Below are 15,051 nucleotides of genomic sequence, written 5' to 3' on the forward strand. Positions count from 1 at the left end.
CTCCTCGTTCAATGTTTTTCTTTATGACATTATTTAAACAGCATCTTTATTTGTGAAGAATTTGTTTTTTAATTCTTTTAAACTACGTAATTCATTTGCAATTGTAAGAAATGATTCTCGATCATTCACATCAAGTGCTTCGTTAATTTTAAAATTTAAATGATTTATTTTAAGATCTATATCCCAGAAGGAACAAAGTACACCACTTTCGTATAAACTTTCTAAGTCTTCAACATGCAAATAAAATTCAAAATCACTGTTGTTATCAATTAAATAATGCCATCCTAAACAATCAACATATTTTCTCTCACTTGTCATCGACCATAAATCACCTTCACTAAATTCAATTAAGTGTTGATGCTTTTGACCTGGACAACAACATGTTACTTGCTGATGAAATGGCTCTAAAATAATAAAATGTTTATCCATCAACTGCCTCCTTAATGGCTCTTTCTTACTTATCCTGAGAATAAATTTTAAATAAGAAAATCAATTATATTTTTGATATTGATAATCATTTTCAATTGTAATTCTATATGATAATGATTATCAGTGTCAATTATATTTTTAATTCTTATTCTTTATGTCTGATTTCTAAATCAGTATTTATAAGAAAAAACGAGGGTGTCCCAAAATACTTTTATGGGACACCCTCGTTTTTAAAATGCAAGAAGATAAAAATACCTCTCATAATAGGTCATGAGTTAGTAAGTATGCGAAATCTAAAAAAAGCCGATTTACCAAAAACTATTGAAAAGAAAGTTTAGACAAATAAAATCCATAACTAACTGATCCATAACTATCGTAATTACTTGATCCGTTTAAAAATCGGTCAATAACTTTTGCATAATTTTCTCCTTCATAAAAAGGCACTTTAACCGGCTGACGGATTAATCCGGCACCTAAAGTATTTACTTCAACTGACATCGTCACATAGCCAATCGGACTATCAGCGTGTACTGAAACTGGTTTCGTTGGAATTGTGATTGAAAAAACTAAAAATACTGCTAATAATAATCCAAATATTTTTTCATTTAAATGCTTCCTTTCCTTTCTTTTTCATAAAACTATCACTCTAATAAACTTACCTTTCCCTCCTTTGTAACTATAAATTTTCGGTGTTTTCTAATGACGAAGAATCTTCATTGCCAACAAAAAAGAGCCTTGCCTAATTGGCAAGACTCATAGTTATCCAAAAATTAAACTGCTCCAACAGCATACTAAAAAACGCGCGTCGCAGCGCTCTTGAGCTGTTTTGGTTTTTCACCAAATTCCCTATTAATGCAAAATGCAACCATATACTGTCTCCATTTTAACAAATGGATTAATACTGTACAATTTAATTTTTAACTTTTCTAAATTGTTCTCCAATACCTATCAAAAAAAGAACCCTAAAACATAATGGGTTCAATATAACTCTTTATCTTCGCTGATTCGAACCCCTTACATAAAGGATAATAATCGCCAAGATAATCATTCCACAAACAATAAAAGGCATTAAGCCTGAACTGTAAACCATATATACTCGAATATGACGTATTGCATTAACAACTATAAAAAGCACCATGCATAACCATAAAATTACAATAAGAGCCGCATTCTTATTTCTTCGCATAAACATCAGCCCCTTTCAGGTAAAGCAACTACAAAAAATACTGTTTGTTTTATTATATAGTCGAATTAGCGAATCAATGACCATACGTTTTTGAGTATATGTAAAAGTTTTAAAAAATTAAAAGGATAGCTAGGTTATTATAACTAGAGCTATCTCATGGCTTCCATTATTGATAAATCGAAAAATCTATAATATCTGCATATGGCACATCATTTTTAATCTTATTTTCTAAATCAATAAGTGTATATTTTTGCCACTCCTCTAATCGATCCAAATCCCATTTTTGAACAAATAAATGGTACAAAAATATTTCTCTCAATTTAAGAAAAATCGGGATTTGTTTTACTATGTCATTATGAAGTAAGTTTTCTAGGTTATATCCTTTAAAGAAGTTCACCATAAAAGTCTCAATAAACTGTTCACTCATTTTATTAAAAGAGTTCTGTTGCCAATATGCATGATAAAAAGCTGTAGCAAAATCCTGTGCGAACCAATTAAATGCACAATCATCAAAATCAATCGTAAAGAGAGTATTACCAACTAAAATTATATTCCCTTGATGAAAATCATTATGAATAATTCCAAATGTATCGGATGTCACTTGAAATTGTAAAAGCTTTTCCATGTGTTTATCATAAAACTCTTTCATATTAGGAGCTAACTGATCTCTAATTCCAAAAACATCTACACGATTAGGTGACCAGACAGGACGATGAACTTCACTTAATTTATACTTCTTGACTAAAGAATGCATCTTACCCACTTCTTTACCCCATTGTTCAAACAGTTGTATGTTCCAATGATTAGGATTTGTAACATCAATCTGTTCGCCATCAATATACTCAAAATAAGTTATGACTCTTCCATCTTCTTCCCTTAAGTTACGATCCGCTCTTGGGACATTTACCCCTTGCATATGTAAAAAATTTATAAAATCAATTTCCTGTAACACCATTTCTTTTGTTCTTCCTAATTTAGACTGCCTAACTACTCTATTATTATCTTGATCATAAAATACATCATTTTGAAACCCACCACTTAAACGGATTTGATTACTATGCTTCTTATTCATTGATAATCCCTACCTCTCTTATAGACTTTCATACAATCCCCTTTTTGTGTTCACAACTAAAATATATTAAGATATTTTTAAGTGTTTAATTCTTTCTATATTAAATATTATATCTATTCAATTTAAGGAGTTTTGAAAATATGAGTATGCCATTTGAATTTAATTGGTTAATTGTAACGAACGATCACGCCGTTAGACAAGAAAACAATCTATTCTCTTTAGAACTTAAAGGGTACCATTTATTTCCTATTGATACACCAATCAATGTCTCCCGAAAGAATGATGAAAAACCTTTTGGAGTAGCTGTTATTCAGAGAATTGAATGGAGAAATAAGAATACTTATATGGTTTATGAACTAAAAGCAATTGATACAGTTAACTAAGAAGGTGCAAGGACTTTTATTAACTACTAAACCTATAGTCTTCTTTTCCAAAAATAAAAACGGATAGCTTAGCTATCCGTTCTTTTAGGCCTTATTAACTATCATAACTCGATAATCGTTTGATATGCATGTTTTGCTAAAGCATTATGACCAAGTTCATTTGGATGTACTCCATCAGTACCTTCAAAAAACTCCGAGTTCAGATTCTTATGTTGTTGAAATGGAATTCGAAAATCAATCAGTTTAAATTGATTCACTTTTACCATTTTCTCGATTCGATTAGCTAACTCTTGTGCCTTCAACACAAATGTATCAAAACCAGCAATCGGCTCCCACACTTCTTCATGATTGATATGATCTATGTGAATTGGCGGATGGATTGCTACAATAGGCTGAATACCATCGTGAATTGCTTGCTTTACCATCGAATAAATATTTGAAAGTATATAGTTTATTTCAACATCCCACCACAAATCATTTCCACCTGCACAAATAATAACATGTGATGGATTATTTAATATGACATCATGGTAAAATCGTGACAGCATTCCAGTACTTGTATCTCCTGAAATCCCCTTATTAATAATCTCGACTGATAATTCATTTTGAAGAATAGTTGGCCATGCATCAACTTTTGATATTCCTAAACCTTCTGTAAGGCTATCACCGATACATATAATTTTCATCTTTCTCACCATTGTTCCTTTATAGTTTCTTGTCTTACCCTTGGTCTTATTTTAATTAAATAAGTAATTCCACTCACTCCAAACATTAAGACAATATTAATCGTGAATGCAATAAATCCTGAATCAAAATCTTTCAAAAATTGAGGAGCATGAGGGAATATTGTTCCAAATGTTGTATTTTTTATTGTTACGTATGCTACTGTAACTAGTCCAGATAGTATCCCTGCTACTGCTCCAAGTTTTGTAACTGGATTACGTTTTAAGAATGTAACAATTAGTGCAGGGAATAATTGTAAGACGAAACTATATGCCATTAATAAAAGAGAAAGCATTGTCTTTCCACCATAAAATGTAAAAATTAATGCTATTAAAGCAATGATCGGGACTAAAATTCTTGTAAGTCCTGCTAACTTCGCATCGCTTGTTTCCGGTTTTATTGCTTTATAAATATTTTTGGAAAGTAAGGTTGAGGCCGTTAATAATAACAACGAACTAGGTACTAAAGCTGCTAATAGACCAGCTGACCCAATTACACCAATAAACCAAGGCGGAAGTGTCGCTTTAGCAATTTCGAATAAGACTAAATCAGTACGTCCACCTGGGATATGTGGCATTTGTAAAAGTGCAGTAAAGCCAATAAAAAGAATAAAAACCATCAGAATTTGATAAAGAGGTATAAGTGCCGCATTTTTACGTAATGTTTGTGAGTCCTTTGATGATAGACTTGCACCGAAAACATGTGGCCACATATATTGACCGAGCGCAATAATTAAACAAACTGATACATACCATGAAATACTATAGCCAGACTTAGGTAGTAATAGGAAACCGGGTTTAGCGGCATCTAATGTTCTAAACATCGGTTCCACACCACCGTAAAAATGGAAAGGTAAATAAATCCCTAAAAACAAAATCGTTATAAGCATCAAAATATCTTTTAATATAGCTGTAAATGCTGAACCATGAATTCCTGAAATATAAACAAAGATTGTTACAACAATTACACCAATCCACACTGCTAAATTTGGAGAAATAGCGCCGTAGGAAGCTTCAGATACTATAATTTTTATACCATTTAGTTGGAGGATCATATATGGAACAATTGAAACAACTCCAACTAGTGCAACAAGTAGTCCTAAAGATTTACTATTATATTTTTTAACAAAGAAATCTGGCTGAGTTAATAAATTATGCTTTTTTGCATAACGCCAGATATGAGGTAAGATCCAAAATGGAATAATATAAGTAACAGCACAGAAAATATAGATTACTGGCCCACCCATTGAATAAGATGCACTACTAGCTCCTAAGAAAATAAACGTTGTAAACATTTCACCTGCCATAAGAACGAACATGACAATACTACCAAAATTCCGATCCCCCACTACCCATGATTCCAATTTCATTTCTCTTCCTCTTCGGGCACGGATACCTAAATAAAGAGCTACTAGAAACGTAATTCCAATTAATAGAATGCTCATTGATTTTCCTCCTGTTTCTCTAAAATTGCATTACTAATAAAAAGGCAAACAGATGTGATTACTAACCAACTCGCAGACCAAAATACAATAAATGGTAATCCCAATATGTAAGGCTCCACTCGATTTACAACACTTAATGATCCTATGAAAGCAAAAATAGTTAAAAAAATTGCAAAATACTTCATTCTATTTCCCCCTTACCTTTAAGTTGATTATTTAAAAAATTCTGTTAATATTTTGTAGACTTATGTTAAACTCGTTTTATAAAATAGTAAAATCTTAACCTCTTATTGTAAGCGCTTAAAAAAGGAGTACAAATGATGAAAAGTTATTCTAATCTTTCAGATATACTAGAATTTGATAAAGAAGTGTTGTTAAATATTTTAAACTATTCTTCTGATGAAATTTATATTTTAAACCGAAATCTTGAAATCATTTATGTTAATAAAATGTGCGAGCAACATTACGGTTTACGACAGAACGAAATTATAGGAAAACATAATGACATTTTTTTGGAAAAAGGGTATTGGACCCCTTCAATTATTCCAATTGTTTTAGAGAAAAATAATACCGTCACAATCAATCAGACTACACATACTGGTAAAGAATTAGTTACAACTGCTATTCCGATTTTCAATCCTATTAACAAAAAATTAGATTTCATATTTATTACGTCTCGCGAAAAGAATTATATTTCTATAATTCATAATAACACTGATGAAATGCTTGATTCGAGCAAACATTTTAATTCTAATGGATTTTTAACACTTGACGAAGAAATGACAAATATCATTGAATTTTGTAAAAAGATTGCTCCTGTTGATACAAATATTTTAATTCAAGGTGAATCGGGAACTGGAAAAGGTGTACTGGCAAAATATATTCATGATTTAAGTAATCAGAATGCCGGTCCATTTCTTGCCATTAATTGTGCTGCCATTCCAGAAGATTTATTAGAATCTGAGCTATTTGGCTATGCTACTGGCGCATTCACAGGAGCCTTAAAAAATGGAAAAATCGGCTTACTCGAAACTGCAAATAAAGGAACAATTTTTTTAGACGAAATCGGAGAAATTTCCTTGAAATTCCAAGCAAAATTACTCCAAGTATTACAAGATCGTAGCTTTTTTTCTGTAGGAGGCAGAGAATTAAAAAAGGTTGACGTTCGAATTATTACGGCAACGAACCGTAATCTATTGGAAATGGTAAAATCAAAACAGTTTAGAGAAGATCTATTTTACCGATTAAATGTAATTGATATTCAAATTCCTCCGCTTAGAAATAGAAAAAAAGATATACCTATATTAGCTGATCATTTCTTAACTAAATTCAATCATAAATACAAAGTGAACCGCTCATTCTCAACAAATGTAAAAAATACTTTTGAAGATTTTCAATGGCCAGGTAATATCAGACAACTTGAAAATATTATTGAAAGACTTGTTATTACTAGCGAATCAGTCATACGATTGTCTGATTTGCCGTCGCAATTAATTTCTGAAAATCATCCAATTACAATCCAAGAGGAAAATTCATTAGAAAATATTTTAGAAGAAACTGAGAAAAAAATGATTATCGAATCATACAGGATTCATAAGAGCTCTCGAAAAGTTGCAAAGGATCTTGGTTTAAGTCAAACAAAAGCAAACAAATTAATCCAAAAGTATTGTAAAAACGAATAGATTTTGACTGATTAAACTAAAAGGGAGATACTTCTGTAGTATTTCCCTTTTTGTGTGTAGACAAAGTACTAAAAACTTGATTTTCAGACTGATTGCGAGCGCTTGTCTTTCGAGGAGTGAAGTTACCTTTTACGGTAATGAGCACCGCAGACAGGCGAAGGAACGAAGAAAGCGAGCGTTTGTCAACAGTCTGAAATAATTAATTTTTTTGAGTCTGTAAAACATTCATATTAGAAGCTATCAATTCAACAATACAATCCCCTACTTCTAAAGTGGAAGATGATCCCCCTAGATCAGGCGTTAAGACATTTTTTTCAATTAATAGTTGTTCAATCGCAGTAAGAATTACTTTACCATATTGTTCATACCCTAAATAATCGAGCAATTGGCTAGCTGACCAAATTGCTGCAAGTGGATTCGATAACTGTTTTCCAGCTATATCTGGTGCTGAACCATGAATTGGTTCGAACATCGATGGATATACTCTCTCAGGATTTATGTTAGCCCCAGCTGCAAGCCCCAATCCTCCTGCAATAGCAGCACCTAGATCGGTTAAAATATCACCAAATAAATTAGAAGTCACTACTACCTCAAATCGTTTTGGATCCTTAATCATGAGCATAGCAGCTGCATCAACAAGATAAGAATATGTTTTTACTGAAGGATATTCTTTACTCACTTCTTCAAATATTTGATCCCAGAATACCATTGAGTAATTTAGAGCATTACCTTTACTTATACTTGTTAATGTTTTCCCTTGTTTTAGGGCTACTTCGAATGCATATCGTATGATTCGTTCAGTACCTTTACGTGAAAAGACGCTATTTTGTAAAACTACTTCATTCTCTTTTCCTCTATATAACCAATCACCTGCACCTGCATATTCACCTTCTGTATTCTCTCGGATAAATAACATATTTATATCTTCGGATTTGAAATTAACGAGAGGGCACGGTGCTCCTTTTAATAGAGTTACAGGACGTATATTTACGTATTGATCAAAGCTCTTACGAATATTTAATAGCAAGTCCCACAATGAGATATGATCGGGTACACCAGGAAATCCAACAGCTCCTAAATAAATTGCCTCAAATTCTTTTAATCTTTCAATCCCATCATCATCCATCATTTTTCCGTATCGCGTATAGTACTCACAGCCCCAAGGGAAAGACGTAAATTCGAATTGAAAGGAATCGTCGAGACTTGCTATTTTATTTAAAACTTTCACGCCTTCATTAATTACTTCCGGCCCTATTCCATCCCCTGGAATAATTGCTATTTTATGTGTTTTCATACCAAATCTCCTACCTTACTTAATTCAGTTTTGATTCCAGACAATTAGCTTCATCTCTGTCATTTCTTCAACTGCAAACTTTATCCCTTCTCTTCCAGTTCCGCTTTCCTTCACACCACCATAAGGCATATTATCCACTCGGAACGTTGGAACATCATTAATGATTACCGCACCTACATGGAGCTCGTTTGAAGCAAGTAATGCATTCGATACGCTATCCGTGTAGATTCCTGCCTGTAGCCCATAGTGTGAATTGTTTACGTGGGAGATGGCTTCACGGATTGAATTCACCTTAGTAACCGTTACAATTGGAGCGAATACTTCCTGACAAGAAACCTTTAAACTAGGTGTACAATTAGCAATGATTGTAGGTTCTAGTATATTTCCATGTGTTTTACCACCCGCAAGAATAGTTGCATTGCTTTTTTTGGCTTCTTCAATCCAGCTTAACGTTCGATCTAATTCATCAGGTGTTATTAATGAAGAAAGATATGTTTCATGGTCGAATGGATTACCAAGTTTTAATTGTTTAGCTGCCTTTACAAATTTATTAGTAAATTCTTCATAAATCTCTTCATGAACAAAAATTCTCTGTAATGAAATACATACCTGGCCTTGATTTGAAAAGGCACCCATTATACATCGATCAATAATTTTATCAATATTAGTATTTTTATCAATGATGACGGCAGCGTTTGATCCAAGTTCAAGCGTTGTTTTCTTTAACTTTGCTTTATTCCTTATGTTAATCCCAACACTAGTACTACCAGTAAATGTAATCATGTTTACTCGATCATCTTCAACAATCGTGTCTCCAACCGTACGTCCAGGACCCGTTACAACGTTTAATACACCATCCGGTAAGCCAGCTTGCTTGAATAGGTTAGCAATAAATAGTGCCGAAAGTGGCGTTTGAGATGCCGGTTTTAAAACCACCGTATTTCCAGACGCAATAGCTGGACCAACTTTGTGGGCTACTAGATTCATTGGAAAGTTAAATGGAGTAATCGCTCCAATTACACCAATCGGATTTCTTACTGTATATCCTACTCTTCCTATACCACCAGACGCAGCATCAAACGGAATTGTTTCTCCGTGTATTCGTTTTGCTTCCTCTGCTGCAAATTTATATGTTTCAATTGTTCGCGTTACCTCTCCCAATGAAAATGTTATTGGTTTAGCCGTTTCCCTTGTAATAATTTCCGCTGCTTCATTAAAATTTTCTTTTAATAACTGTACGACATTTTCAAGAATTTGTGCCCTCAAAAATGCTGGCATTCTAGCAAACTCGTCTTTCGACTGATATGCTGCTTCAATTGCCTGTTCTGTTTGTTCTTTAGTTGCAACAGCAATCTCTGAAATTACTTCTCTAGTGTAAGGAGAATACAGGTTTGAATACTCATTTGTTTGTACCTCTTCCCCATTAATAAATAAATATTTTTTTATTGGACTTACTTTGTTTATCATCATTCTGCCTCCAAAGCTCTTAGGACAGTTTCATGGAACTGAACAATTGCTTTCTCTGAAGATGAGTAAAAACCTTGATTAAATGCTCGTGAACGGAAACCAACTTGTTCTAATTCAACTAGTTCAACATCTTCATTTCGTACCACTTCTGCAAATTCAACTAAGTCTTTTTCTTCTTGTGTTAAATTTTCATCTCTAAAATAGTAAGTATAGATTCCAAGTGTTGTCTCATGGTCGATTGGAACCATTTGGATCGTAGCAATATTTCCTGGGCCAGGATAAATAGTCATCATTAAATTGGGCCATAACCAATAGAACGTACCTCCTCGCATTTCTACTTCATTAAAATCTAATGATCCCATCTTCTTATTCGCTTTCACAACCGATCCTTGAACAGAATAATTTTGACATGTAATAATTTGATAGTCTTTCATGTCGAGCGTAGCGACAAAGCTAGGATGCGCTACATGACAATGATCACATTCTAAATAATTATCAATAAATGCTTTCCAATTTGCTTTAATAATTCTCGATCTACTGCTCGTTCTTTTTAATTCGCTTAAAAAAGGAAATTTACTTAACTTATCAAAAAAGTCGCCATATGTCTCAATTAATGACGTAGCTTGATCATCTAAATTAACGAAAATAAATGACTCAGCAATTTCCATCCTTACAGATCGTAAACAAGCATTTGATACACAAGCTAAATCTTCACCTCTAAAATTAGGAGCTTTATTTAATTTACCATCTAAATGAAAAGTCCATCCATGGTAAGCACATTGTAGAATTTTTTTGTTTCCACTTTCATTTTTCTCTAGCTTAGTTGCTCGATGTGGGCAAACATTATAAAAGGCTTGAATAACCTCATTCTTGTCGCGTGTTACAATAATCGGTTCACCAGCTACTTCAGCAGTGAAGAAATCTCCAATATTTTCTAACTGACTAACATGCCCAACTAATTGCCAAGTCTTTGAAAAGATTTTTTCTTGTTCTTGTTCTAAAACCTTTGGATCAGTGTATAAATCATACGTTAAAGTTCTTTCAAAGATTTCAGTTGTTGCATTTTGTACTTTATTAAAAGTCATTTACATAAACCCCTCTCATTTCCCTATTTTTTCCCTTATATCTTTTACTTTGCAATAACCATGCCAGAATGAAAAAGCCCCAATAAATCAACATTTACTGAGTTTAAACGACTCAAATTAATAAAATAAGCGAACTGAATACAACTCAGTTGAGTTGTTTTCAGTTCATTCTTTGATTTGGAGATATATTTCATTTGGGTAGAATGAGAGCAATGAACAACTTTAATTACTTATTCAATAAGCAATTTCATAGTAAGATTCCTAAAAAATAAAAAACTCGTAATGATTTACGAGTTTTTAAACTTACTTTATTAGATTTAAAGACCTTGAATGAATTACAGGTGCATTATTTTTATTAACCATTTCAATAATAGCAATCTCCTGTATTTTTCCTACAATCGTATCATTTCGATATAAACAATAATTATACGCTTCTACTAGTTTATTCGGTAACAATCTATTAGCTAAAGTACAGTGTGGGACCCACTTTTCAGGTAGATAGATAGACTTTGGATTATCATTAAAATGTTTAAACTGAATATGAAAATTCTCATGAAACTCAATCAAACTTTTAGTAACATGTGGTGAAAAATACAATATACCAGTATTTAAAAATGATCCAATTGAATTAAAACTAATATCTATCTCCGGCTTATTTTCATAAAAATCATCTAGTTGTTCAATAAACCTTTGCTTATCTAAACTATGATAACTTGCTAAAGTAATGTGGGGTTTACGATCTACTACTTCATCAGCATAGAAAGAAATCGATTTTTCTCTTAACTCTGTCCAAATATCTTTAATAATTTGTTCGGTTTCTTTAACCCTACAACTCCGTACATCATCTCTTCCTTCTTTCAAAACTTATACTAGATCCATATGCATAATAAATAGCTCACCTTTTCTCCCCATTACTCTAATTCCTTTATCAATGAATCCGCTTTTTAAATAAACATGCTGTGCTGCAATATTTTTATGATTCACGCCCAAAATAATTTCATCTCGTTCAGGGAAATTTGCTTTTACAAAAGAAGGCAATAAATTTAAAGATTGTTTCGCAATTCCTTTTCCTTGAAAATTTGTATCAACAGAATAAGCCCTTAATAGAATTGCATTTTTATTATCACAATATTGTCTAACTCCATCCCAACCATGTAAAACAAAAAATCCTGCAACATCATTATTACTCAAAATTAAAATCGCATGACGATCAGCCTCTAATACACATTTATCTATATTATCAATAGGTAGACCAGTAAATTTTAGATGCTCATCAGCTAGAAAATAGTTTTTTAATTGATCATCATATTGTTCATTATAAAATTGTAAAGAAATAGTATTTGTCGGTAATAAAGAATTAGACATGAAAATATCCTCCAATAAAAATAGAATTATAAGAATAGTACAACAATTACCGTCGTATTTCCACAGTGTTTTTATATCTAAATTATTACAATTCTTAATAACTATTTTGAATTCATGGAGGGTTAAATACTAATATGTAGTCAAACCACTTCTTTAGTGGTTTTTCCTCGACAGTTTTCTTAAATAAAAAACCTATATTTGTTCAAATGGTTCAGGATATTTTTGCTGAAAATACGATAATAAATCGCTTTTTTTAAGAAGGAGATTTAAACAAATTTGCTGGCTAATTGCAGATTTAAATACAAGTTTATTGCAAAACTGACACTTTTCCTTTTCAATAAATGCATGTTTAATAGACAAAGGGAAAATCGTTTTTTGTTTTCCGGCTAATAATATGTAGCTTTGATGATTAACGGAAAAGCTTATTTTATAACCGTCGTATCCCCCAAGCTTACTAATTACCACGTTTTGAATATCTAAGTCTTGAATCACCATGTGTAATAGCACCTCCGTTTTCAACAAAATATATGACGAAATGCTATTTTTATGTCTCATTATCGTTAAATATTTTCATAAAAAAATAAAAACTACCCAAAAAGTAGTTTTTTATCACGATTTCTTTATTAATTTATTATTTTACTTTGGTCGATGATTGTCAAAAGTCATTTTACGTCTGTTTAAAATTGTTCAGAATAATGTTCTTGGAAATAAGCTAATAATTCTTTTCTTCTATTAAATAATGTTGGACAAACTTGTTGACTAAAATTTGATGGAAAAACTAGTTTATTGCATAACTGACATGTTCCTTTTTCATTAAAAGTATGAATTAGAGACAAAGGAAATAATATATTTGTTTTACCGACTAAAAGTACATACTGCTGTTGATTAATCGAAAATCTAATTTTATAGCCTTTATAATCCGTATGTTTTGCAATTTGTATGTTTTCAATATCAAGTTCAAGATTTGTCACTTTGACTTGCACCTCCAATTAATGGGTAGGATTAAGATTTTAATAGACTTTTTTACGCTTGTATTTCCTGACAACTTGTATTATCTATATTATTAGTTTACTTAACAAAACTTTCATAAAGCAATAATCTTATCTATATTTACTAAAAACTATTTCAGCTTTTTCACTTTGTTGAATAATAAGAGTTTCATATTTTCTTTGTTTTTTTTTAGTAAATTTTGAACTAAATTTACTTTTCCGGAAAAATTTGACACTAAATAAGTGAAGTTTCCTATGATCTTGTGTTAGAATTTAAACTAAATGTGATCTCACATTTTAAATAATTTAATTACCAAGTTCATGTAATCTTAGATTTGCCCTTACTATTAAATGAGGTAAGGGATTTTTTCTTTGTTATTTCAGTTATTGGTTAGAGGGAAGGTTAGTAATGAAATCGAAATCAGCAAGTACCTTAATTAAGTTAAATTTGAAAGGAGAAAGAAATACAAAGCGAACATTAAACTCATTGGCATTAGTTGGACTTGCTTCAACATTAACAATTCAAATTCCATATAATACTACTGCAGCTGCAGCCTCGATTGATTCCAAGAAAACTCTGCAATCTAGTAAACTTTATTCAACTAATACTATTAGTACATATAAATCAACCGGTAATGGTGTCCACGTAAGATCTGGAGCTGGTACTTCTTATCAGATTTTAGGGAGTGTTAATAAAAATCAAAAACTAGATGTCATTTCATTGTCTAATGGTTGGTATAAGATAAAATTTAATGACTCAATAGGATATATTAGTGCATCTTTTGTTGGAAAAGTTACCGAATCGACTCATAGTATAAATAATCAAGTGGTCAGTACGGGTAACTACATTTCTACTGGTAATGGTGTCCGCATTAGATCAGGTGCTGGAACTTCTTATCAGATTTTAGGTAGTGTTAATAAAAATCAAAGACTAGATGTAATCTCAGTTTCTAATGGTTGGTATAAAATAAAATATAATGGAGTAACTGGTTATATTAGTTCATCTTATGTTGGAAAAGTTACCGAATCGACTAATAATAATCAAACGGTTAGTACAGGTAACTACATTTCTACTGGTAATGGTGTCCGCATCAGGTCTGGGGCTGGAACTTCATATCAGATTTTAGGTAGTGTTAATAAAAATCAAAGACTAGATGTTACCTCATTATCCAATGGTTGGTATAAAGTAAAATATAAAGGGACAACAGGGTATATTAGTGCATCTTATGTTGGAAAAGAGACAGATTCAAATAAGACGGATTCAAATAAAGTAGATTCAAGTCAGACAGATACGAATCAGACAGATACAAATAAGGATGATTCAAATAACGCTCAGTCATTTGATGTACAAACTCTAATCACCTTATCAAAAAAATATTCGGGTGTACCTTATGTATGGGGTGGAGAAACGCCAACTGGATTTGACTGTAGTGGGTTTATTTCTTATGTATTCAAAGAATCTGGAATGTCACTTCCTAGAACAAATGTTGCAGGTTATTGGTATAATAATTCAAATTTAAAAACCGTAGATGACTTTCAACCTGGAGATTTAATCTTTTTCCAAAACACTTATACTTATGGACCGTCCCACATGGGTATAGTGATTAATAATAATGAGTTTATCCATGCAAGTAGCAGTTCTGGAGTAACTATTTCGAAAATAAATAATTCATATTGGAACCAACATTTTTTAGGATTTAAAAGATATAAATAATCTTTCAAATCACCTACTGAAAAAAGAACTTGTCTATTACAATTAATAATTGAACTTTTTTATCAATTAAGTTCACTTAATGTAAGATAACAATATTGACTGTATTATATTTCAACACGTAAAAAAACACCTATCAAGGTGTTTTTTTCTACGCTGTTGAAAAATATCCTTGTCAATTAAATTACCAAATTTTCGTAAAAGGAGTAGAGCGATGTTGA

Annotated in this window: 17 protein-coding genes; 3 read left to right on the forward strand and 14 right to left on the reverse strand. The window is 31.8% G+C overall.

The window, feature by feature from the left end; translation table 11 throughout:
• Positions 1-33: 33 nt before the first annotated feature.
• From ABEY15_RS20760 to ABEY15_RS20775, 4 genes are all read right to left on the reverse strand, one after another.
• Entirely contained in the window at positions 34-429 is a 396-nt protein-coding gene (locus ABEY15_RS20760) for a hypothetical protein (RefSeq protein WP_429891969.1), read from the reverse strand.
• Between the two features lie 318 nt (positions 430-747).
• Positions 748-927 carry a hypothetical protein gene (locus tag ABEY15_RS20765; RefSeq protein WP_429891970.1) on the reverse strand — a complete coding sequence of 60 codons (180 nt, stop codon included), beginning with the start codon at positions 925-927 and terminating at the stop codon, positions 748-750.
• 493 nt (positions 928-1,420) lie between these two features.
• The gene (locus ABEY15_RS20770; RefSeq protein WP_429891971.1) at positions 1,421-1,615 is read right to left on the reverse strand and encodes a hypothetical protein; all 195 of its coding nucleotides are present in this window, start codon (positions 1,613-1,615) and stop codon (positions 1,421-1,423) included.
• A 166-nt stretch (positions 1,616-1,781) separates the two neighbouring features.
• Entirely contained in the window at positions 1,782-2,687 is a 906-nt protein-coding gene (locus ABEY15_RS20775) for a phosphotransferase enzyme family protein (protein ID WP_429891972.1), read from the reverse strand.
• A 140-nt stretch (positions 2,688-2,827) separates the two neighbouring features.
• On the opposite strand from ABEY15_RS20775, the gene ABEY15_RS20780 reads away from it, so the two are divergent.
• Positions 2,828-3,070: a DUF2584 family protein gene (locus tag ABEY15_RS20780; RefSeq protein WP_429891973.1), complete on the forward strand. Its 243-nt coding sequence runs from the start codon at positions 2,828-2,830 to the stop codon at positions 3,068-3,070.
• 101 nt (positions 3,071-3,171) lie between these two features.
• On the opposite strand, the gene ABEY15_RS20785 is transcribed toward ABEY15_RS20780, so the two are convergent.
• From ABEY15_RS20785 to ABEY15_RS20795, 3 genes are read right to left on the reverse strand one after another with little or no spacing between them, the layout of a single operon-like run.
• Entirely contained in the window at positions 3,172-3,756 is a 585-nt protein-coding gene (locus tag ABEY15_RS20785) for a GDSL-type esterase/lipase family protein (RefSeq protein WP_429891974.1), read from the reverse strand.
• A gap of 5 nt (positions 3,757-3,761) precedes the next feature.
• Positions 3,762-5,237, reverse strand: a complete 1,476-nt coding sequence (locus ABEY15_RS20790) for a sodium:solute symporter family protein (RefSeq protein ID WP_429891975.1) — start codon at positions 5,235-5,237, stop codon at positions 3,762-3,764.
• Entirely contained in the window at positions 5,234-5,422 is a 189-nt protein-coding gene (locus ABEY15_RS20795) for a DUF3311 domain-containing protein (RefSeq protein WP_429891976.1), read from the reverse strand. Before ABEY15_RS20795 ends, ABEY15_RS20790 begins: the two co-directional genes overlap by 4 nt.
• A gap of 135 nt (positions 5,423-5,557) precedes the next feature.
• On the opposite strand from ABEY15_RS20795, the gene ABEY15_RS20800 reads away from it, so the two are divergent.
• Positions 5,558-6,919, forward strand: coding sequence for a sigma-54 interaction domain-containing protein (locus tag ABEY15_RS20800; protein WP_429891977.1), 1,362 nt, complete (start codon positions 5,558-5,560; stop codon positions 6,917-6,919).
• Between the two features lie 199 nt (positions 6,920-7,118).
• Here the strand turns inward: ABEY15_RS20800 and ABEY15_RS20805 are convergent, their stop codons facing one another.
• From ABEY15_RS20805 to ABEY15_RS20835, 7 genes are all read right to left on the reverse strand, one after another.
• A complete protein-coding gene (locus ABEY15_RS20805) occupies positions 7,119-8,213 on the reverse strand; it encodes a tartrate dehydrogenase (protein ID WP_429891978.1) in 1,095 nt (364 codons plus the stop codon).
• Between the two features lie 24 nt (positions 8,214-8,237).
• Positions 8,238-9,680 (reverse strand): aldehyde dehydrogenase family protein, encoded by a 1,443-nt coding sequence (locus tag ABEY15_RS20810; protein ID WP_429891979.1) that lies wholly within the window; start codon positions 9,678-9,680, stop codon positions 8,238-8,240.
• A complete protein-coding gene (locus ABEY15_RS20815) occupies positions 9,680-10,765 on the reverse strand; it encodes an aromatic ring-hydroxylating oxygenase subunit alpha (RefSeq protein WP_429891980.1) in 1,086 nt (361 codons plus the stop codon). The genes ABEY15_RS20810 and ABEY15_RS20815 overlap by 1 nt, the downstream gene beginning before the upstream one ends.
• A gap of 303 nt (positions 10,766-11,068) precedes the next feature.
• Positions 11,069-11,626 (reverse strand): 2'-5' RNA ligase family protein, encoded by a 558-nt coding sequence (locus ABEY15_RS20820; protein ID WP_429891981.1) that lies wholly within the window; start codon positions 11,624-11,626, stop codon positions 11,069-11,071.
• 3 nt (positions 11,627-11,629) lie between these two features.
• A complete protein-coding gene (locus ABEY15_RS20825; RefSeq protein ID WP_429891982.1) occupies positions 11,630-12,130 on the reverse strand; it encodes a GNAT family N-acetyltransferase in 501 nt (166 codons plus the stop codon).
• Between the two features lie 192 nt (positions 12,131-12,322).
• On the reverse strand, positions 12,323-12,625 hold the full coding sequence (locus ABEY15_RS20830; RefSeq protein ID WP_429891983.1) for a hypothetical protein: 303 nt from the start codon (positions 12,623-12,625) through the stop codon (positions 12,323-12,325).
• A 182-nt stretch (positions 12,626-12,807) separates the two neighbouring features.
• A complete protein-coding gene (locus ABEY15_RS20835) occupies positions 12,808-13,101 on the reverse strand; it encodes a hypothetical protein (RefSeq protein ID WP_429891984.1) in 294 nt (97 codons plus the stop codon).
• Between the two features lie 427 nt (positions 13,102-13,528).
• Between ABEY15_RS20835 and ABEY15_RS20840 the strand changes: the two genes are divergently transcribed.
• Positions 13,529-14,833: an SH3 domain-containing protein gene (locus ABEY15_RS20840; RefSeq protein WP_429891985.1), complete on the forward strand. Its 1,305-nt coding sequence runs from the start codon at positions 13,529-13,531 to the stop codon at positions 14,831-14,833.
• Positions 14,834-15,051: the final 218 nt, after the last annotated feature.

The organism is Gottfriedia acidiceleris, from assembly GCF_050457485.1.
GTDB lineage: Bacteria > Bacillota > Bacilli > Bacillales > Bacillaceae_G > Gottfriedia > Gottfriedia acidiceleris_D.

Excerpts from the sequence above, each read along its gene's own strand:
- ABEY15_RS20760 (WP_429891969.1), bottom strand. The coding sequence starts at position 429 with ATGGATAAACATTTTATTATTTTAGAGCCATTTCATCAGCAAGTAACA.
- ABEY15_RS20765 (WP_429891970.1), bottom strand. The coding sequence starts at position 927 with ATGTCAGTTGAAGTAAATACTTTAGGTGCCGGATTAATCCGTCAGCCG.
- ABEY15_RS20770 (WP_429891971.1), bottom strand. The coding sequence starts at position 1,615 with ATGCGAAGAAATAAGAATGCGGCTCTTATTGTAATTTTATGGTTATGC.
- ABEY15_RS20775 (WP_429891972.1), bottom strand. The coding sequence starts at position 2,687 with ATGAATAAGAAGCATAGTAATCAAATCCGTTTAAGTGGTGGGTTTCAA.
- ABEY15_RS20780 (WP_429891973.1), top strand. The coding sequence starts at position 2,828 with ATGAGTATGCCATTTGAATTTAATTGGTTAATTGTAACGAACGATCAC.
- ABEY15_RS20785 (WP_429891974.1), bottom strand. The coding sequence starts at position 3,756 with ATGAAAATTATATGTATCGGTGATAGCCTTACAGAAGGTTTAGGAATA.
- ABEY15_RS20790 (WP_429891975.1), bottom strand. The coding sequence starts at position 5,237 with ATGAGCATTCTATTAATTGGAATTACGTTTCTAGTAGCTCTTTATTTA.
- ABEY15_RS20795 (WP_429891976.1), bottom strand. The coding sequence starts at position 5,422 with ATGAAGTATTTTGCAATTTTTTTAACTATTTTTGCTTTCATAGGATCA.
- ABEY15_RS20800 (WP_429891977.1), top strand. The coding sequence starts at position 5,558 with ATGAAAAGTTATTCTAATCTTTCAGATATACTAGAATTTGATAAAGAA.
- ABEY15_RS20805 (WP_429891978.1), bottom strand. The coding sequence starts at position 8,213 with ATGAAAACACATAAAATAGCAATTATTCCAGGGGATGGAATAGGGCCG.
- ABEY15_RS20810 (WP_429891979.1), bottom strand. The coding sequence starts at position 9,680 with ATGATAAACAAAGTAAGTCCAATAAAAAAATATTTATTTATTAATGGG.
- ABEY15_RS20815 (WP_429891980.1), bottom strand. The coding sequence starts at position 10,765 with ATGACTTTTAATAAAGTACAAAATGCAACAACTGAAATCTTTGAAAGA.
- ABEY15_RS20825 (WP_429891982.1), bottom strand. The coding sequence starts at position 12,130 with ATGTCTAATTCTTTATTACCGACAAATACTATTTCTTTACAATTTTAT.
- ABEY15_RS20830 (WP_429891983.1), bottom strand. The coding sequence starts at position 12,625 with ATGGTGATTCAAGACTTAGATATTCAAAACGTGGTAATTAGTAAGCTT.
- ABEY15_RS20840 (WP_429891985.1), top strand. The coding sequence starts at position 13,529 with ATGAAATCGAAATCAGCAAGTACCTTAATTAAGTTAAATTTGAAAGGA.